We start from the raw sequence: 16,630 nt of genomic DNA, 5'->3' as shown, positions 1-16,630 counted from the left end.
TCAATCCCATATTATTATGAAACAGTTGATTCTATTATTCCTGTTGTTCAACTTTTTGCTTGCCAAGGCGCAAGATTCTACCGGGAAAAAGAGCGCAATACCGCGGCTCCCTGTTGATACCAGTAAAACAGGGGTGCCCGCCAGGATGCCTTCCGCCCTTGCCGGTAAAGCACCCGCCGATACCAGCAAAAGAATAGGTTTGGTGATTAAACCATCCACCATTGATTTTAAACTGAACAATGGGCAAACGGGTACCGCCCATGTTTATATAGTAAACCATCTTCCCAAGAAGAAACAGTTTACAATCTATCTCAGCGACTGGGTCAGAGACTCCACCGGAGCTCATACGTACACACCGCCAGGCTCCATTGAACGCTCCTGCGCCCGCTGGGTTAAACTGAATAAAACATTTATAGAAGTAGAGCCCGGACAGACATACGATTATGATATTAAGATACAGGTCCCCGATTCGACCGCTTCTATCAAGGAAATGAAATGGACAATGCTCTTCTTCGAAACAACAGAAGAACAGGTGGTAGAAGGGGCAAACGGACTGAAAACAAACATAAATAACAAAGTAAGGGTTGGCATCCATCTTTACCAGACACCGCCATCCCTGACCTTTAAAGATGTGAAAATACTGGCCTTCGATAATAAATCCGATAATGACAAAAAGAAATGTCAGATCGTATGCCAGAACACAGGGACTACACAACTGGAATGTACCAGTTATATAGAACTGTCCAATGTCGCTACCGGCGATAAAACAACAGTCAACGTACCGCAGTTCCCCTTGTTTCCGGAACAAAGACGTATCGTTGAATTTGAACTACCAAAGAACTTACCTAAAGGAAAATACTCACTCGTAGGAGTGATCGACGCAGGAACAGACGTACCTATGGAAGCTGCACAGGAAATGATAGATATCTGAACTGTATCCACTTAGAATCTGATCCGGCACTATTCTTAGTGCCGGAAATTTTTTTTGAGAAAGTTGTAACGAAAGATTATCTGCATCTACTAATGATGTAAATAAATTTTTAAACGATGAACAATCTGCTCAAAAAAATTATCCTGACTACCGCTGCTATATTTACAATTGTTGCTACTCACGCTGCCATTACTCCCGAACCCACCGAAAAAACTGTACTGTGGGAAATATCCGGCAACGGACTCAATAAACCTTCCTATCTGTTTGGTACCTTTCATATGCTCTGCAAGGATGATTTTCTCATCAGAGAAAAAGTAAAAAAAGCATTCGGCAAAACAACCCAACTGGTTATCGAATCCAACGTCTTTGATCCGGCAGAACTTAAAGTGGCACAAGAGGGCTTTACTTCCGATGTGGCACAAAGTGCCAGGCTGACCAAAGAACAATACGCCCTGGTAGATTCCGTTGTCCGCAGGAAACTCAAGTTTTCCCTCATACAGCTGGATCATTACCGGCTGAGCGCGATCCTTTCCTTTTTATCCCAGCAGGGATTTGAATGTGCCAACCCACAAAGCTTTGAAGCAACCTTGTATAAAGAAGCACAAGAAAAGAAAATGGGATTTGCCGTGCTGGAAACCATGAAAGAGCAGGTAGACTATGTGAACAAAGGTTTTACGGACACTTATTTCTTTAAATACCTCAATACGCTCGACAGCCTGAAAGCCAATACCACCCGGATGGCCGGTGATTACAACCGGGAAGATCTTCAGGCTATCTTCGCACAGATGGACGATCCAGAAATGATACACTGGGTGCTCACTACGCGAAATATCAACTGGGCCAACAGAATGCCTGATATGATGAAAGAGAAAAGCTGCTTCTTCGCGGTAGGTGCCGGCCACCTGGGTGGTGAATCCGGCATGATCAATCTGCTGAGAGCAAAAGGATATAAGGTAAAACCAATCATGAAATAACGCTTCATGCACTGCAAAGCCGGAACACTGTTCCGGTTTTTGTTATTAACGGTGATGCATAAACGGGAAAATGACACCGACAGTTTTTTTATGGACGGTTATTAAAATAGCGGCTGACACCGTATTTTGTCATCATTTGATTGTACTGTATGCGTAAATTTATCTTGTGTTTGCTGGTGAGCCTTCCCATGTATGTAGCTGCCCAAAAAAAGGACTCCACCATTAAGGAACTGAAAGAAATTGCTGTTGTTTCCAAAAAGAAGACAGTGGAATTTAAGGATGGGAAAGTAGTGTATAATGTCAGCAATAGTGTGAATGCGGCGGGGAGTAATGCACTGGAACTGCTGAAACGCTCTCCGGGCGTAATGGTAGACCCTACTAATGGCATCTCTTTAAATGGTAAGTCCGGTGTAACAGTGTATATCGATGGCAAGCCCAGTTATATGCAGGGCGATGCACTCGCTGCACTACTGAAATCATTACAGTCGGCCAATATACACAGTATAGAGCTGCTGCCCAATCCGTCGAGTAAATACGATGCAGCCGGCAGCGGCGGTATCATCAACATACGCCTGAAAAAAAACACAGCCGCCGGCTTTAACGGCGATATCGCTGCCGGTATGCATTTCGGGGAAACACCCAAAACAGAAGCAGCCCTTAATCTCAACTACCGCAGCGGTAAATTTAATCTCTATGGTAACTACAACCATTATTTCGGTTACCATAACATGGAATACGACTTTTACCGTATTCAGGAAGGAGAGATCACCGATAACCGCACCCGCGATGTAGATATGCGCAATCCGGTGAACTTTAAGGCAGGTATTGATTATAACATCAGCAGCCGTCACACCATAGGCCTGATGATGAATGCTAACCTGTATTTCGGGCCGGGCATGACCAACACCACCACCTATCTGCATGATGCCGCTACAGAAAAACTGCAGTCCATGCTGAAAGCCACCAACGATTATTATTCCCAGAAACAAAACTGGAAAAACTACAACTTCAACTACCAGTATAAAGATACCTCCGGCCGCCTGTTCACTACAGACCTCGATTACGGCTATTATCGCGCCCGTATCAAAAATATACTGTACAACCACTTTCTCAAAGCAGACAGTGTAACAGAAACGGATAAATATACCCTGCGCACTTTCAACAACAGTGATATCAACATCTATGGCGTTAAAGCTGATTATGAACAACCGCTGCATCATGGAAAACTGTATGCCGGTGTCAAAGGCAATGCGGTAATCAGTGATAACTGGGTACAGATTTTTGATGTGAAGAATGATGTGGATTATCTGAATGATCTGAAGAGTAACACCTTCCGTTATGAAGAAAGAGTGTATGCTGCCTACCTGATGGCCGACCAGCAATGGGGCAAATGGAAATTACAGGCTGGTGTGAGAGCCGAACAAACCACGGCTGATGGTGTATTAAATGCTAAAAGTCTGACTACCGCTAAAGATACTGTACAGCAGGTAAACAACCGTTACCTGGACTTTTTCCCATCCATGCAGCTGTCTTTCCTCCAGTCGGCTGAACATAACTTCACCCTGCTGTACAACCGGAAGATAGACCGGCCCACCTATACCGATCTGAATCCTTTCAGTTATCAGCTCGATGAATTATCATCCTGGCAGGGTAATGCTTTTCTGCGCCCACAGTATTCCAACAGCGTTACGCTGGGATACAATGCCACCGGTATACTGGCGGCTACGTTAACGTATACACACAGACAGGATATGTTTGTGCCGGTAACAGACAGCATATCAGGTAATAAAATGGTGATGACTCCCAAAAATGTGGGTTCCCAGCATCTGCTGTCCCTGAATGTTTCTTCCAGTGTGTCTCCTTTGCCCTGGTGGAATATCACGGCCAATGTGAATGTTTACCACAAACAGAATATCATCAGTTTTGATGAGCTGCGCAAAGCTACCCTAAGCGTCAATACCGTGCTGCTGAATATACAGCAGGTGTTTGATCTCGATAAAAAGACGCAGGCAGAAATCAGCGGTAACTATCAGTCTCCGGACATCTACGGCGGTTTTCAGCGGAGTAAGCACAACTGGCAGGTGAATATCGGGGTACAGCGTAAAATACTGAAAGGTAATGCTACCGTCAGGGTGGGTATCAATGATCTCTTCCAGACTTACCGTTGGTACGGGGTTCGTGACTTTGATGGACTGTACTACCGGAACCGTGGGATGGAAGATTCCCGTCAGTTGAGGCTGGGCTTCAGTTATCGTTTTGGTAACCTAAAACTCGCTAAATCAAGGGAGCGCAGCTCCGGATTGGAAAACGAATCCAGAAGGGTAAAATAATAGCAATAAACATTTAATTTAGCGGTCTAAAATCGAATATACTAATGAAGTATCTGATGTTTGTGGCCGCCCTTTTTGGAGTATTGCGCCTTTCTGCCCAGGAAGAGTCCGAATACAGGAATCCCAGTAAAACAAGCCAGGCTTATGGCGACTACAGAGGAAAAAAAACAGTGCCGCCATACGGACTGGCAAAAGTAAAGGCGCTGATTGACAAGACCCCTTTCGGTGATGATGAGAGCCTTCGGCTCAGCAACAAGGACTATATGGCGCTTCCCCTCCGGGAGAAGTTTACCTACCATATGATCCATGCTGAGATCTCTGCTCAGAACTGCGATGTGCGTCCGCCTATACAGGATGAAGATAAGAAGATATTCGGCCAGATGGCAGAGGGTTTTAACGAGTCTGTCTGGAGCGAGCGTCAGACCAAGTTTCTGGTCAGCAACCGGGATTCCGTGATGGCACTGGTCAAAGAGTCAGTAAACCGCAGCAAAAGAATGGGTGCCAATTATAAAATGGCGATCACAGAAGTCAACGGATGGGAAATGATTCCTTTTATCATTGAACTCTACAACGCAGACCATAAAGACCGGGACTTGCTGACCCTGTTGATGCTGCTGATGAAAGACAATGAATACAAGCCTTTCATGACGTCGCAGTCGTACCGTAAACTGTATGGTGATGACGCCAATTATCAGTCTTACATTGATTTTAACAAGGCTAATGAAGACCTGATCATACAAAGGGCCACTGACTTTTATAGTACCCGCGGCAAATGAAGACGTTCCTGAAATATTGTTTACAACATATTACCCCGGTCCTGCTGATGCTGGCCGGGGTAAATGCTGTTAAGGGCCAGTCTCCTGCCTTTGTGCATGTGCCGGCAGGAGAGTATAGGGTAGGGAAGAAGGATTACCCCATGAATCCTTTGCGGACTGTACATACCAATGGGTTTGATATAGCCGCCACAGAACTTACCAACACTGATTTTGAAAAATTTGTACAGGCCACTGGTTATATCACCGATGCGGAACGCCTGAAAAACGCGTTGGTATTTGAACCTGGTCTTCGCGAATTTCGCTGGCTGGAAGATAGTACCGCTTACTGGCGTTATCCCAATGGCATCAGCCGGGGTGATATCACCAGTAAGATGAATCATCCAGTGACCTGCATCAGTTACCGCGACGCCATCGCCTATTGCCAGTGGGCCGGCGTAAGACTGCCCACCCTCGATGAATGGGAGATCGCTTCCCGTGCAGGCGCCAGCACTACCTATTTTTGGGGAGATGATCTATCGCAGATATCCACCTATGCTAATGTATGGCATGGCCGCGACCATCTTAATGCCGATAGCAGCGATCAGTATATGTATACCGCTCCAGTAGCCAGTTTTAAGCCCAATCCCTGGGGACTGTACGATATATACGGCAATATCTTCGAATTCTGCGAAGGCCGTGTGTCCACCGATGAAAAAAACAGCCGTGTAGTGCATGCCCGCGGTGGCTCCTGGTGGTGCAGCAAAAACTCCTGCAGCTTCTTTAACTCCGTAGATATCGGACGTGTAAAACGTGGCGCCTCCTTTAGTAATCTGGGGCTTCGGGTGGTGAAGAAACAATAGTGGCATTTATATGAACGGTAGCCATCATATGCAGCTTCATTAATACCTTGCTGGTATCAACTGATATGCTTATGAACAAGACTGTAGCAAGTATCCTCGTTCTATTACTGGGCGGTGTGTTCACCTCTTATGCCCAAACTAAAGCTGATTCGCTCGCTATCCGGCAGGCAGCGCTGGACTACATTGAATCCCAACACAAGCCGGACTCCGCACAGATGGCCAGATGTCTGCATCCGCGGTTGGTAAAACGTACTTTCTGGAAGTATCCCCGACAGTCAAAAGAGTATCTGCGTGAATCGCATGCCGATGAAATGGTGCTGCTGGCGGCCTCCTACAACGTTAAGGGTGACAAGTTTCTGGCCACTCCCCGGAAAGAGGTGGTGTTGCTGGACGTCAGTTCCAATACAGCTTCTGTAAAGTTGTATGCTGATGACTGGATTGATTACATGCACCTGGCGAAACTCAACAACGAGTGGAAGATCGTGAATGTGTTATGGCAGTTTAATGATGTTAAAAGACACCAGTAAGGAGTAGAAACGTATTGAAAGGGAGATACCGGTAAATGGTATCTCCCTTTTTTATTTCGTATAACCGTTTCAGATAGAAATACCCTGGTGAGTTCTTTGGCGCTGCGGTTGGCTATGGTCCGGAGTCTTCTGCTACCGTGTAGTCACAATTACTTCTACGTTCATGCCTGGCCGTAGTAACCGGAGTGCGGAGGCCGGTCCATGCAATAGTATCTTTACCGGGACCCGCTGCACTACCTTGACGAAGTTGCCGGTGGCGTTATCTGGCGGCAACAGCGCTGTCCGGGCTCCGGTGGTGGCTGCAAAATTGTGAACGGTGCCTTCCAGGTGCATATCGGGATAGGCATCAACCCTGATCTTCACCGGCTGGCCGGACTGTATATGGGCCAGCTGTGTTTCCTTGAAATTAGCGGTTACATACAGATTGTTTTCATCTACCACGGAGAACAGTGTCTGTCCGGGTTGTACAAGCTGTCCACGCTGTACCCTTCTCTTGGTGACCAACCCCGATACCGGTGCGGTTATATGGGCGTATGACAGCATCAGCCGGGCATAATCCACTGCTACTGCTTCCTGGCTGACAGCAGTATGTGTCACCTGCAACTGTGAACGGTTGTTATTGATCTGTAACAAGGCGGTATTGTATTGGTCGTTGGCAGCTGCATAGTTGGCAGCAGCGGCGTCGCGTTCTGTCTTTGCCTTATCATATTGCTGTTTGGGAACGGAGCCGCTGGTAACTAGTGCGGCGTAACGGGCAAAGTCCTGTTCGGCCTGCCAGAGCCGGGCCCTGGCGGCATCAGCCTGGGCTTTGTAACCCGATGATGCTGCCTGGGATGTTTCTATCTGTGTGGCGGAAACATCAATGCGTGAACCGGCCACTTTGTGCGCAGCTAATGCCTGGTCCAGTTTCAGCCGGTATTCTCTGTCTTCCAGTGTGATGAGTAGCTGGTCTTTCGTGACACGCTGGTTGTCTTCAAAATAAATGGAGTCTATATAACCCCCGGCACGGGATACTACCATGCTTAAATCACCATCAATTTGTGCGTCATCGGTTTCCTCGTGGCTGCTGTAATACTGGTAGCGGTTGATGCCGATAAAGATACCAGCTGCTGCCAGTACCAATAGCAGGACGGGTATCACTATTTTAGGCTTTTTTGTTTTTTCTTCCATGTGATATGTTTTTAGTGTGATGTGGATAAATTACCGATGGCTTTTGATAACCTGAACCACAACAGGCTGGCATCTGAACGCGCTATTTCCATATTGGTAAGTGTCTGGTATAACCGGCTGTCGGCATCGATCAGGTCTGTCACAGAAGTGATGTTGTTTTTGTAACGGTCTGTCTGTATGCGGTTATTCTCGGAAGCCTGATCAATGGCGGTCTGTAGTAGCTGTATATTGCGCAAGGCCTGCCTGTAGCGCTGATAACAGGTGCTAACTTCCCGGCTGATGGCTTCTTTGATCACGTCCCGTTGAATGGTGGTTTGTTGCTGTTGAATTTTGGCGGTAGCGATTTTATGCTTGTTGTACCATAGGGATGAGAAGTTCCAGGCAGCGGTGGCTCCAATAGACACGGGCGTGAGATAGGTGCCGGCAGGAGGGATAAAGGCTGCTCCGCCATGTATATAATCTGCAGTAAGGCTACCATGGAGGGTGGGCAGTTGTTCTGCTCTGATACTGCGAATATGGGTGTCGTCGAGTGCTGATTGTACAGCAGACTGTTTCAGTTCCTGCCGTAAACGGAAGGCGTCTTCCAGAAACTGTTCCAGCGATGTACCGGCGTTATCCGGTGGTAAGGTTGCTGCCGGCTCTATGATTGTATTTTCCGGGAGCCCCAGTAATATGTTCAGATTGTATTGCAGCACCTGCCGTTCTGATTCAAGGTTGGAGGAGGTGATGGCTACTTCCGAATGCTGTAGCCTGAAACGGAGCACATCATTTTTAGTCACGATACCATGTTCGTACAGATCGTTGGCCTGTTTAATAAGACTGTCGATGGCGCTCAGGTTTTGCTTCGCCACTTTTATACTGCTGTTTACCTTGTAGAGATCGTGATATATTTCTGCGATGGTATACACTACTTCGCTGGTATGCCGCTCCAGGTCCAATGTCGCGAGTTGGGTGAGCAGCAGTGCTGATTTACGGGCATATCGGAGCTGGTTGCCGCTATAGATCGTTTCCCGGATACCGGCATGGGCGGTGTAGGTTTCGCCCCGTTTGCCCAATGCCCAGTTGAGATTCCCTAATTGGATACGGTCTGCCGGTACTTCCATATGACTGAAGGAGGCGTTGATGTTTCCGGTAGGCAGGCTGGCATCTTTGGCCTGTAAATATCGGCTCATGGTTTCTTCGGTCCTGGCTTTGTCCAGCCGGAGTACCTGGCTGTGGGCTATTCCCAGACTGATGGCATCAGTAAGGCTGAGCGGGCGTTGTTGCCCGTAATGTTTTGATGGCCACCAGGTGATCAGGATGGTACAAAACAGTATATGCCATTTTTTTCTTTCGATCATGATTATGTTATTATGTTGGAAGATTAGTGGATATCGGCTACGGGTAAGGTTTTTCTGGTTTTCAGAAATAAGACGAAAGGCACACAGCTTAAAAAAAGAAATCCGATCACGATGTATACGTCCATGTAGGATAGCAGCGTGGCCTGTTTGCTGACTACCATGTCCAGCAGTTTATAGGCGTGTCCGGCGGCCATGTCTTCATTGAAGCCCTGTGCCTGAAAAGACCGTGTTGCCTGATGTATGCGCTCGGAGGTGCTGGCTGCATCGGTGCTGAGATGAGACAACAGGTTGGTGCGGTGCAGCATATTTCTTCGGGCAATAAACGTAGTGATGATAGCGATGCCAAAGGAGCCTCCCAGTTGCCTGGTCATACCGGTAAAGGCCGCTCCTTCTGATAGTTCCTGGGTTTTGAGGGAAGAGAAGGCAATCGCGCTGATAGATAACAGGATCATATTAAGCCCGAAATACCGGAATATCAACACATAGAAAAATACGTTGAAGCTGGTGTCCGGCGTTAGTATTTTAGAACTCATATAGCAGTTCAGAAAAAAGATAAACATGCCCGCACTCATCATATACTGCGGTTTTACACCTGCTTTGAGAAGTTTGTTGGTCAGTGGAAAAATCAGCAGACTGGAAAGTGAAGTGAGGCAAACGAGCAGTCCGGCATTGGTAGCCGGCCAGTTTAACTGCGACTGGGTAAATAAGGGAACAATAAAGGTAGACCCATACGATCCGAAACCATAGATAAAGGAAAATAGCGTGCCTGCTGCCAGATTCCTGTTTTTCAACACTTTCAGGGATACTATCGGATGATGGTAGGTAAGTTCCCGCCAGATGAACAGGACAGCTGCAATGCCGGCACTAACAGACAGGGTGGTAATAGTACGGTTGCTGAACCAGTCTTCTTCCTGTCCTTTTTCCAGCACATACTGTAAAGACCCCACCATCAGGGTCAGTAGCAGAATGCCGGCCCAGTCTACTTTTGCTGCTGGCAGTTTATGATCGTAATGAGGCGAACGTATATATTGCATTGTTAGCAGGATTGCAATGATGCCCAGCGGAATATTAATAAAAAAGATCAGTGGCCAGCTGTAGTGATCGATGATATATCCGCCGATTAGTGGCCCCATTGCAGGGCCTACGATTACGCTCATCATAAAGATAAGGTTGGCGGTGCCTCTCTTTTCTACGGGATATGATTCGGTGATGATGGTTTGGGAAGTGGCCAGCAGGGCGCCGCCGCCGATGCCCTGGAAGAATCGGAATAAGGCCAGTTCGGGAATACTGGTGGCCATACCGCACAGCAGGGAACACAGTGTGAATAGGAGGATGGATGCCGCGAAATAATTACGCCGTCCAAACTGCCGGGAAAGCCAGCTGCTCATTGGAATCAATATCACATTGCCGATACCATAAGCAGTTACTACCCAGCTGACCTCTGATAAAGTGGCGCCCAGATTGCCCTGCAGATCGTTGAGTGCTACATTTACGATGGTGGTGTCCAGTAATTCCAGTATGGCGCACAACATGGCGGTGAGGGTGATGACGACTCTTCGCAGGCCATGCTCTACGGTTGTTGCTTCCGGTTTCATCTTTTTTTGAAGGCAAATTTCGCCGGCCAGCGAAGGAGAATAGTTTGAGAAAAGGATTTAAAAGTTTGCAAAAGGGATAATTGTTATTTTTACAGTATGTACCTGGATGCTTTATTACCACACGCCCAACTTGTCAGGGAGAGCGAGGCCAAAGGCTTTCGGCAGGCATGTTATGCTATGGTCCCGGAAACAGGCCTGGAGGGAATTTTCGAATACACCGCGCTGGAAGGATTTGAAATCAACTACAGCAATATCACAGTGGCCAGGCATACTGCCGTGCAACTCAATGCCTCAAAACAGTATGTCGAAATGCATTTTTCGCTGAGTGGCCGCTTTCTCTCCCGGAATGAGAAATTGATAAAACCATTACTGGTAAAGGATTTACAGCACAGTCTTTTCTCCGTACCCCAAAACCTTACCTCCGGTTTAGAGTTCCAGTCGGATAAACGGCCGCTGGTAAAAGTGGATATTCTCTTCAACAAAAATTATTTTGAACATATTGCTCACGAAGACTGTGCGTTACATACCACTTTGCTGGACAAGCTGGCCTGTAATGACAGGATGCCGGCCGATATCGGTATGATGGATGTAACTCCCCATCTGCTCAGCGTTCTCACCGATATCATCACCTGCAAACGTACCGGTTATTTCGGCAGAATGTTTCTGGAAGCGCGAGTATTGGAACTGTTTATGCTGCAAACGGAAGCACTGCAGGAAGCGCTTCCTGGTAAAGGATGTGGTTATCTGATGGACTTTTCCAGGGATATAGAGAAACTCTATTTTGTGAAGGAGCTGATAGATAAAGAACCGGAAACAGACCATTCCCTGCAAAAGCTGAGCCGCCAGGCCGGCCTGAATGTATTTAAGCTGAAAAACGGCTTCAAAAGCCTGTTTGGCGATACCGTATTTGGATATATCAACAGCCTTCGTATGGAGAAAGCCAGAAAAATGCTGCTGGAAGGTGCACCCATCAATACTATTGCCTACCAGCTGGGATACAGCAGTCCCAATAACTTCAGCACTGCCTTTAAAAGAAAGTACGGCATAACCCCCGGAAAATTCAAAGCCTGACAAAAGAGCCGTGATTGAAAGCATGGAGATGCCTTACGGTGAGCATTGCACAGAAGTGGAAGAAAAAAAATGGTACCGGATCAAATATATGCGGGGACAGGAGAAGTTGTTGTATACTAAGCTCTGAGACCCTGTCAGTTATTGCAGAAAAAAGCAGACGTTTTCCTTCAAGGAAAGTGCCTGCTTTTTTTATACGAAAAAAGAAAGAAAACGAAAGTTTACATAACGTTAATGTTAAATAAGTGAAACTCTCTGGAATTCGCTCTACTTTGGCGGCCGCATTGCGTACTGTACTAAATCAACATTTAACAAAAGTTATTATCGCGCGGTAACTAAAGCTTAAATCAACCTTCACAATGAAGAATTTTCTACTATTCTTCGTCATCTTCGTGATGACGGATACCGTACTTTTTGCCCAGCAGAAAAAGATCACGGGAACGGTGAGAGAACGCGCGGACAATACGCCTCTTCCCGGCGTAAACGTGCGTGTAAAAGGTACTTCAAAAGGCACACAAACCAATTCTGAAGGTGCCTATACCATTTATGCAGATGAAAGGGACACACTGATGTTCTCTTCTATTGGTTTACAACCACACCAGGTGATCGTTGGTAATCGTGTAGTCATTAACGTGATAATGGGAAGTGATGTAAAACAACTGGATAATGTAGTTATTACAGCATTGGGTATCAAACGCGAGGAAAAGGCACTGGGATATGCTGCTACTGTTGTTAAAGGAGAAGACCTGACCAATGCCTTGTCTAATAACTGGACAGATGCCTTGTCAGGTAAAGTAGCCGGTTTGAACCTGATCCGCTCCAATGGCGGTCCTACCGGTTCCAACAAAATCATTCTGCGTGGAGAGAACAACCTTACCGGTGAGAATGAAGCCCTGATCGTAGTAGACGGAGTGGTCATCAACCACGGAAGTGGCCGCCGTACATCTATCAGCGGAGAAACTGCCTATGGTACCAACAACGATAACATGCCTGCCGACTATGGTAGTGGGCTGAATGATATCAACCCGGAAGATATCGCCTCCATCACAGTGCTGAAAGGTCCTGGTGCTGCGGCTTTGTACGGTCAGCGTGGTGCCAACGGTGCCATTATCATTACCACCAAATCCGGCGCCAGCAAAAAGAAAGGACTGGGTATTACCGTTAACTCAAACAATGCTTTTGAGCAGGTAAACCGCTGGCCCGATCTGCAATATGAATATGGTCAGGGTTTGGATGGATCTGACTATTATTCCTATGGAGCTTCTCCCTCCGGTGCAAGCACCAGTGGTACCAGCTCTTCGTATGGTCCCCGCTTCGATGGTCAGCTGTTTTATCAGTATGATCCATTGACACAGGCGCAGGGTAAAACCAAAACACCATGGGTGCCCTATAAAACACTCAACTCATTTTTTAATACCGGGGAAACCTATACGAACTCCGTAAGCCTGGATGGTGGAACAGATAAAACCACTGCCCGCTTCTCTTTCACCAATGTTAGCAATAAATGGATCATCCCTAATACCGGCTATAAACGTAATAGCCTGGCTATGTCGGTAAATTCCAAAATCAACGACAAACTGCAGGTGTCATCCAAAGTAAACTATACCAACAAGTCCAGTGATAACCTTCCTGGTGTTGGTTATGGCAACCAGTCGCTGATGTACTGGTATATTTTCTGGCAGCCTAATGCAGATATCAACTGGCTTAGAAACTACTGGGTAAACGGACAAGGCAACAAACAGATCAAATATCCTTTCAGTAGCTATCCTTCCAACCCGTTTGCAGTAGCTTACGAGTATCTGAATAAATCCAACAGGCATAATGTTACCGGTAACTTTACCGCTACCTACAGCTTTACCAAAGAGCTCAGCCTGCAGGTAAGATCTTCTATGGACCTGTCTTATGAAATGCGCTCCCAGCAACGTCCTTACGGTGCCGGTGCCAAATACGCCAAAGGCAGCTTCCGTGCTCAAAACATTTTCTCTATGGAAGCTAGCAGTGACTTCCTCCTGAGATACGCCAAAAAGTTCAACAGCGATTTTGATTTCTCTGCAACACTGGGTGGAAGTACGCTGCGCAACAGTTACAACCGCGATGAGAACCGTGCAGACTCGCTCACGTATCCTGGCGTGTACACACTGGCCAACGCTGCTGGTCCTCTTGTGACCATGCCCTGGAAGTCAAAATATGCGATCAACAGTATTTACGGAATGGTGACCGGTGCCTATAAAAACTACCTGTTTGCCGACCTGACCGCCCGTCAGGACTGGAACAGCGTACTGGCAACACCTACCCGTACCGCCAACTCCGGATTCTTTTATCCATCCGCCAACCTGAGCTTTGTATTGTCAGAGGTAGCGAAACTGCCTGCTGCCATTGATTTTGCCAAGCTGCGTTTCTCTGCCTCTGGTGTAGGTAGTGGTGGTACTGTACCTTATACTACCGCTTATTATTATTCACCTGCAGGAAGCCTGTACAGTGGTGGTCTGATGATGCCTTCCACACTGGCCAATCCAGACTTGCGGCCGCTGCGCACCATTACCTATGAAGTAGGTACCAACGTAGTGTTGCTGAAAAACAGACTGGGCTTCGATGTGGCTGTATATACCGGCCGCACCAAAGACCAGATCCTGAAACGCTTTACGGACCCGGCTTCCGGATACACCAATGCCATCATCAACGGTGGACTGGTTGTTAATAAAGGACTGGAAGTAGCGATTAACGGTACTCCGCTTACTACCAGAAGTGGTTTTAAATGGACTTCCAACTTCGTTTTCTCTACCAATAAAAATGTCATCAAATCCCTGCCCGACAGCTCTATCGTGCTGCAAACCGGCCCTGTTGGCGGCGGACAGATCGTGGCCACCGTAGGCGGCAGCATGGGTGATCTCTATGGAAGAGGTTATCTGCGTGCTCCGGACGGACAGATCGTATATGATCCTAAAACCGGCGTGGCACTGCTCACTACCGATGTGGTATACCTCGGCAATACCATCCCTAAATGGAAGATGGGCTTAACGAATAATTTCTCCTACAAGCAGTTCAGCTTCAATATCCTCTTTGATGCACAGTTTGGTGCTGTAGCACACTCCCTGACCCATTATAAACTGGCAGAACAGGGTAAAACTACCAACACGCTGCCTGGCCGTTACAGCGGTATCATTGGTAATGGCGTAGTACAAAATGAAGATGGTTCCTACAGAAAGAACGACGTCATCGCTACCAATATCGATGAATACTACCGTTCTCACTATGGTCAGGATAACGGTGAAGGAAACACTTTCAGCACCGACTTTATCAAACTGAGAGAAGCACGACTGGATTATACGCTGAAACCTTCTACCGCTAAAAAAATCGGTCTGCAGCGTTTAACCGTGGGCGTTTACGGTCGTAACCTGGCTATCTGGTCACCATGGCCCATCTTCGACCCTGAATTTGGTACCCTCAGTGGCACAGACATCATCCAGGGCTTTGAAATCGGGCAGTTCCCATCTACCCGCACCTTCGGTTTTAACTTAGTTATTGGCCTCTAAAAAACGGATATGAAGAAGTACATATATATCATAGGATGTGCTGCTGTAATGTTCAGTACAGTGCTCACTTCCTGTAAAAAGAACTTTGAAGAAATCAATACCGACCCTAACAGTACCGAACACGCACTGCCACAGCAGCTGCTGGCGCCGGCACTGGTAAATACCCTTTCCGCCAACCTCAACAGAAACAGGAACTTTAACAATGAGCTGATGCAGGTAACGGTGGATATCAATGACGCAGAAGGTAAGGTATTCCGTTATGATTACCGTTCCAGCTGGTCAGATTATCTGTACACTGCCTGGTATAGCAGGCTTACCGATTTCAAGGCGATGTATGCAACGGCAACGGATACACTGACTTCTAATCAGTCGTTCCAGGGTATCTCCCTCATCTGTCAGTCATGGGTCTATTCCCTGCTCACAGATACCTATGGGGACGTACCTTATTTCAAATCCAATATGGCTAAGGACAGCGCTATTTCCTATCCGCCTTTCGACCGTCAGAAGGATATCTACTTTGATATTTTCAAACAACTGGAAAAAGCCAACGAATTGTTGAAAGGAAACGTTAGCATCCCCGGTGGCAGTGATCCGGTGTATGGCGGCAATATCGGCAAATGGCGCAAGTTCGGTAACTCCCTTTATCTCCGGTTATTACTGCGTTTGTCCGGCAAAGCAGAAGTAGCGGATACCTGTATTAAGAAGATTAAGGAGATGGTAGATGTGAACCCTACCCAGTATCCGATCATGGCGAACAACGACGAGTCTGCCATCCTGCGCTGGACGGGCATGGGACCGCTGGTGTCACCGTTGCTGAATGTACGTGAACAGGACTTCAGATCGCCAGGTATTGCCAGCTTCTTTATAGATCATCTGGCTGCCTGGAATGACCCGCGCATCGATATCCCTACCTATGGCGCCAATGGTTATAACAGATGGGCCATTGTCCCCTATAGTGGCATGTACCAGGGTGTTCCCAGCGGATACGCACCAGGAGAAAATCCTCAGAAGAAGGCTTACTTCAACTCCTATGTGTCTACCTCCAGCGCGCCCAGTCTCATGAACGACCCGATGACAGGCATGATCCTGAACTATCCGGAAGTATGCTTTATCCTCGCGGAAGCTGCTGCCAAAGGATGGATCAGCGGAGCTGCAGACCAATACTATAACAACGGAGCGATGAACTCCATCACGCAATGGGTACCTAAATTCACCGGTCCTATTACCAACTGGCTGGCGGCTGCTGATATTCAGTGGATCGAATCCGAAACACTGGATCAGAAGATGGAGAAAATACATCTGCAGAAATACTATGCGCTTTTCCTCACCGACATGCAACAGTGGTTTGAATACCGTCGTACCGGTCACCCGGTGTTGCCGAAAGGAAATGGTCTGAAAAACAATGGTATCATGCCGGCAAGGATGACTTATCCGGTGTTTGTACAATCCGCCAACCCCGGCAACTATAAAGCTGCCGTGGCAGCACAGGGAGCGGACCTGATCTCTACCCAGGTATGGTGGCAGAAACCGTAATGCAGGAAAAATTA

The 16,630-nt window shown here is 47.2% G+C and carries 12 protein-coding genes; 9 read left to right on the top strand and 3 right to left on the bottom strand.

Going from position 1 to position 16,630, the window contains the following annotated elements; all coding sequences use genetic code 11:
- Positions 1–16: 16 nt before the first annotated feature.
- From KD145_RS15320 to KD145_RS15295, 6 genes are all read left to right on the top strand, one after another.
- Positions 17–931 (top strand): hypothetical protein, encoded by a 915-nt coding sequence (locus KD145_RS15320; RefSeq protein ID WP_211999623.1) that lies wholly within the window; start codon positions 17–19, stop codon positions 929–931.
- 116 nt (positions 932–1,047) lie between these two features.
- Positions 1,048–1,905, top strand: coding sequence for a TraB/GumN family protein (locus KD145_RS15315; RefSeq protein WP_211999621.1), 858 nt, complete (start codon positions 1,048–1,050; stop codon positions 1,903–1,905).
- A 149-nt stretch (positions 1,906–2,054) separates the two neighbouring features.
- Entirely contained in the window at positions 2,055–4,235 is a 2,181-nt protein-coding gene (locus KD145_RS15310; RefSeq protein ID WP_211999619.1) for an outer membrane beta-barrel family protein, read from the top strand.
- A gap of 44 nt (positions 4,236–4,279) precedes the next feature.
- Positions 4,280–5,011: a hypothetical protein gene (locus KD145_RS15305; protein WP_211999617.1), complete on the top strand. Its 732-nt coding sequence runs from the start codon at positions 4,280–4,282 to the stop codon at positions 5,009–5,011.
- Positions 5,008–5,850 carry an SUMF1/EgtB/PvdO family nonheme iron enzyme gene (locus tag KD145_RS15300; protein WP_249219375.1) on the top strand — a complete coding sequence of 281 codons (843 nt, stop codon included), beginning with the start codon at positions 5,008–5,010 and terminating at the stop codon, positions 5,848–5,850. Before KD145_RS15305 ends, KD145_RS15300 begins: the two co-directional genes overlap by 4 nt.
- A gap of 71 nt (positions 5,851–5,921) precedes the next feature.
- Positions 5,922–6,377 carry a nuclear transport factor 2 family protein gene (locus tag KD145_RS15295; protein ID WP_211999615.1) on the top strand — a complete coding sequence of 152 codons (456 nt, stop codon included), beginning with the start codon at positions 5,922–5,924 and terminating at the stop codon, positions 6,375–6,377.
- A 132-nt stretch (positions 6,378–6,509) separates the two neighbouring features.
- Here the strand turns inward: KD145_RS15295 and KD145_RS15290 are convergent, their stop codons facing one another.
- The 3 genes from KD145_RS15290 to KD145_RS15280 are packed head-to-tail and all read right to left on the bottom strand — an operon-like array spanning position 6,510 to position 10,482.
- Complete coding sequence (locus KD145_RS15290) at positions 6,510–7,547, bottom strand: HlyD family secretion protein (protein WP_211999607.1); 1,038 nt, start codon at positions 7,545–7,547, stop codon at positions 6,510–6,512.
- An 11-nt stretch (positions 7,548–7,558) separates the two neighbouring features.
- On the bottom strand, positions 7,559–8,887 hold the full coding sequence (locus KD145_RS15285; protein ID WP_211999605.1) for a TolC family protein: 1,329 nt from the start codon (positions 8,885–8,887) through the stop codon (positions 7,559–7,561).
- A gap of 23 nt (positions 8,888–8,910) precedes the next feature.
- Positions 8,911–10,482, bottom strand: coding sequence for a DHA2 family efflux MFS transporter permease subunit (locus KD145_RS15280; RefSeq protein WP_211999603.1), 1,572 nt, complete (start codon positions 10,480–10,482; stop codon positions 8,911–8,913).
- A 96-nt stretch (positions 10,483–10,578) separates the two neighbouring features.
- Between KD145_RS15280 and KD145_RS15275 the strand changes: the two genes are divergently transcribed.
- The 3 genes from KD145_RS15275 (at position 10,579) to KD145_RS15265 (ending at position 16,616) form a co-directional block, all read left to right on the top strand.
- Positions 10,579–11,553: an AraC family transcriptional regulator gene (locus KD145_RS15275; protein WP_211999601.1), complete on the top strand. Its 975-nt coding sequence runs from the start codon at positions 10,579–10,581 to the stop codon at positions 11,551–11,553.
- A gap of 356 nt (positions 11,554–11,909) precedes the next feature.
- Positions 11,910–15,083, top strand: a complete 3,174-nt coding sequence (locus KD145_RS15270) for a SusC/RagA family TonB-linked outer membrane protein (RefSeq protein WP_211999599.1) — start codon at positions 11,910–11,912, stop codon at positions 15,081–15,083.
- A gap of 9 nt (positions 15,084–15,092) precedes the next feature.
- Positions 15,093–16,616: a SusD/RagB family nutrient-binding outer membrane lipoprotein gene (locus KD145_RS15265; RefSeq protein ID WP_211999589.1), complete on the top strand. Its 1,524-nt coding sequence runs from the start codon at positions 15,093–15,095 to the stop codon at positions 16,614–16,616.
- The last annotated feature ends 14 nt before the right edge of the window (positions 16,617–16,630 follow it).

Source organism: Chitinophaga sp. HK235, assembly GCF_018255755.1.
Taxonomy (GTDB): domain Bacteria; phylum Bacteroidota; class Bacteroidia; order Chitinophagales; family Chitinophagaceae; genus Chitinophaga.
The sequence above is the reverse complement of the archived record's forward strand: the minus strand, read 5'-3'. Positions and strand labels throughout refer to the sequence as shown.

Bases quoted from the DNA above. Each gene is read 5' to 3' on its own strand.
- KD145_RS15290 (WP_211999607.1), bottom strand. From the start codon at position 7,547: ATGGAAGAAAAAACAAAAAAGCCTAAAATAGTGATACCCGTCCTGCTA.
- KD145_RS15315 (WP_211999621.1), top strand. From the start codon at position 1,048: ATGAACAATCTGCTCAAAAAAATTATCCTGACTACCGCTGCTATATTT.
- KD145_RS15320 (WP_211999623.1), top strand. From the start codon at position 17: ATGAAACAGTTGATTCTATTATTCCTGTTGTTCAACTTTTTGCTTGCC.
- KD145_RS15285 (WP_211999605.1), bottom strand. From the start codon at position 8,887: ATGATCGAAAGAAAAAAATGGCATATACTGTTTTGTACCATCCTGATC.
- KD145_RS15280 (WP_211999603.1), bottom strand. From the start codon at position 10,482: ATGAAACCGGAAGCAACAACCGTAGAGCATGGCCTGCGAAGAGTCGTC.
- KD145_RS15300 (WP_249219375.1), top strand. From the start codon at position 5,008: ATGAAGACGTTCCTGAAATATTGTTTACAACATATTACCCCGGTCCTG.
- KD145_RS15305 (WP_211999617.1), top strand. From the start codon at position 4,280: ATGAAGTATCTGATGTTTGTGGCCGCCCTTTTTGGAGTATTGCGCCTT.
- KD145_RS15275 (WP_211999601.1), top strand. From the start codon at position 10,579: ATGTACCTGGATGCTTTATTACCACACGCCCAACTTGTCAGGGAGAGC.
- KD145_RS15295 (WP_211999615.1), top strand. From the start codon at position 5,922: ATGAACAAGACTGTAGCAAGTATCCTCGTTCTATTACTGGGCGGTGTG.
- KD145_RS15310 (WP_211999619.1), top strand. From the start codon at position 2,055: ATGCGTAAATTTATCTTGTGTTTGCTGGTGAGCCTTCCCATGTATGTA.
- KD145_RS15270 (WP_211999599.1), top strand. From the start codon at position 11,910: ATGAAGAATTTTCTACTATTCTTCGTCATCTTCGTGATGACGGATACC.
- KD145_RS15265 (WP_211999589.1), top strand. From the start codon at position 15,093: ATGAAGAAGTACATATATATCATAGGATGTGCTGCTGTAATGTTCAGT.